This window comes from Mycobacterium asiaticum (genome assembly GCF_001673315.1).
Taxonomy (GTDB): Bacteria; Actinomycetota; Actinomycetes; order Mycobacteriales; family Mycobacteriaceae; genus Mycobacterium; species Mycobacterium asiaticum_B.
Genome location: NZ_LZLQ01000020.1, coordinates 1 through 2532 on the forward strand (window position 1 = coordinate 1; position 2532 = coordinate 2532).

3 protein-coding genes and 1 pseudogene are annotated in these 2532 nt (G+C 65.8%); 2 read left to right on the plus strand and 2 right to left on the minus strand.

Annotated features, from left to right (window positions below; genetic code table 11):
- Positions 1-188: 188 nt before the first annotated feature.
- A complete protein-coding gene (locus tag A5636_RS03100) occupies positions 189-821 on the minus strand; it encodes a TetR/AcrR family transcriptional regulator (RefSeq protein WP_065157244.1) in 633 nt (210 codons plus the stop codon).
- Positions 822-914: 93 nt separating this feature from the next.
- Between A5636_RS03100 and A5636_RS03105 the strand changes: the two genes are divergently transcribed.
- Positions 915-2126 carry a cytochrome P450 gene (locus tag A5636_RS03105; RefSeq protein ID WP_065157245.1) on the plus strand — a complete coding sequence of 404 codons (1212 nt, stop codon included), beginning with the start codon at positions 915-917 and terminating at the stop codon, positions 2124-2126.
- Positions 2123-2347 carry a hypothetical protein gene (locus tag A5636_RS03110; RefSeq protein WP_065157246.1) on the plus strand — a complete coding sequence of 75 codons (225 nt, stop codon included), beginning with the start codon at positions 2123-2125 and terminating at the stop codon, positions 2345-2347. Before A5636_RS03105 ends, A5636_RS03110 begins: the two co-directional genes overlap by 4 nt.
- Here the strand turns inward: A5636_RS03110 and A5636_RS03115 are convergent.
- Positions 2334-2532: pseudogene (locus A5636_RS03115) on the minus strand (hypothetical protein); the annotation flags it as partial. The gene A5636_RS03110 and the pseudogene A5636_RS03115 sit on opposite strands and share 14 nt — an antisense overlap.

A 2532-nucleotide genomic window follows, 5' to 3' on the forward strand; every position in this document is an offset into this window, starting at 1 on the left:
TCCGGGCGGTGCGGGCGGAAACGGCGGTGCCGGCGGATCGACCACGCTGATCGGCGACGGCGGTGACGGCGGTGCCGGCGGAAATGGTGGATCGGGCACCCCCGACGGGATTGCCGGTAGCGGCGGTGCCGCTGGTGCGGGAGGGTTGCTGTTCGGCAGCAACGGATCAACCGGCTGAGAGCAGTCGGTCAGAGCGGCCAGGTGCCCGGTCCGGCGGCATAGCGGATCACCGGTGACGCCGGCAACGGACGCCGCTCCTCGGTGGAGATCGCGTCGATGACCAGCGCGACGTAGCGTCGCCAGCCGTCGCTGTCGGTATCCATCGTCGACAACACGCTGTAGAGCATCGCGATGAGCCGGGGCAGGTCGTCGGCGACAAGGTCCTTGCGTACCCGCCCGTCCCGCTGTGCGCGCTGTACCAACTCGCCGAGCGCGTCGTTCAACGAGTCCGAGACGTCGGGTGTCAACGATCCAGCCCGGTGCGCAGCCGTCAGCAGGTGATGTTCCCGGGCTCCGAGGGCAATCGCCGCGTGAATCAGGCGCGTCAGGCCGCCTAGCGGGTCCCGCGAGCAGCGGGCCTCTTCGATTGCGGGAGTGAGGTTTTCGGCGATGCTGTGATCCAGGGCGGCGCGGACCAACTCACCCTTGGTCGGGAAGCGGCGATACAGCGTGCGTTCGCCGACACCTGCCCGACGCGCCACCGCCTCTACGGGTGCATCCGGGCCGGTCTCGGCGTAAACCTCACGCGCGGCGCACAGAATGCGCTCCACGTTGCGGGCCGCGTCGGCCCGCAACCGTTGTGGGTCTTGCACCGCGGTCACCGTGACAGCCTAACTGACAGTTGACTGCCACTATGCCCCGTCCTACGCTCGTACAACTGACAGCCGTCTGACACTTGATGGGAATTACCGGTCATGTCAACCGCTTCCGAAGTTCGCTCCGAGGCTGAGCTCCCGGTCATTCCCGTCCCGCGCGCCGCCCGGTGTCCGTTGGCGCCGCCGGCCGAATTCGTCGGTTGGCGTGACCAACCCGGGCTGCGGAAAGCGATGTATCGCGGCCAACCGGCCTGGGTGGTGAGCCGGTACCAGGACATCCGGGCGGCCCTGGTCGATACGAGATTGTCCGCGGACACCATTCCGGACTTCATGAAGCCGCAGAACACCGAGAACACCCCGGTGATGTTCGCCCGGGTGGACGATCCGGAGCATCATCGGTTGCGGCGAATGCTCACCGGCAACTTCACCTTCCGCCGCACCGAAGCGATGCGGCCACAGATACAAGAAATCGTCGACCACTATCTGAACCAGATGATCAGCACGGGACCGCCGGCCGATCTGGTCCGCGAATTCGGCTTGCCGGTGCCGTCGCTGGTGATCGCGCTGCTGCTCGGTGTGCCGCCGGAAGACCTCGAGCTGTTCCAGCACCACACCACCGTGGGCCTGGACACCAGGTCGACCGACGAGGAGAAGGCCCAGGCCTTCGGCGCGATGTACGCCTACATCCAGGAGTTGGTGGTCCGCAAGGAGCGCGAGCCGGGGGACGACCTGATCAGCCGCCTGATCGTCGATCACATGGCCTGCGGTGAGGTCAACCGCGAGACGGTCGGCATGACCAGTGTGATCATGATGCAGGCCGGCCATGAGACCACCGCTAACATGATTTCGCTGGGAACCGTTGCACTGCTTGACAATCCCGATGTTTTCCGGCGCCTCGGCCAGACCGACGACCGTACGGTGATCGGCAATATCGTCGAAGAGCTGATGCGCTATCTATCGATCGTGCACAGTCAGGTGGACCGGGTGGCCACCGAAGATCTGATGCTGGGTGGCCAACTCATTCGCGCCGGCGATGTCGTCTTGATGAACCTGCCCGCCGGCAACTGGGACCCCGAATTCGCGTACGGCCCAGAGGTTTTGGATGACGACCGCAATACGCGCGGCCACCTCGGTTTCGGTTATGGGGTGCATCAGTGCATCGGCGCCAATCTGGCCCGGGTGGAGATGCAGGTAGCGTTTGCGACGCTGGCGCGGCGCCTGCCCGGGCTGAAGCTGGCGGCGGCGCCGGATCAGTTGCAGTTCAAGGAATCCGATATCTACGGCATGAAAGAACTACCGGTCAGCTGGTGAAAGCCGCAGCTGCGGTCGACGGCCGGGTCGCAGTCATCACCGGCGCCGGAAGCGGCGTGGGTGAGCAGTACGGCTGCTGCTGGTCGCCCGCGCTCGTCGTCAACGACTTCGGTTGGGCCGGGAACATTTTGAACGTGGCCGGCCCGCCGAACGGTTACACCGGGCCCAGTGGTCCCGCAGGCGAGATGAGTGAACTGTTCGCCATCGTCATGAGCAACTGAACGCGATGCCGACGCCGTCGGGCGGTGGCACCGACCGTAGACACCCGAACGGCTGAACACCGGCGGTGCCCAATCGCGCCGCGGACTGGCGCGCGTAGTTCACGCAGAACACCCCGGCCTGATCCGCGCGGCACCGGTAATCCCCGAAGGACAACGAGTCCCCGTTGGCCAGTTCGGTTCCGGTG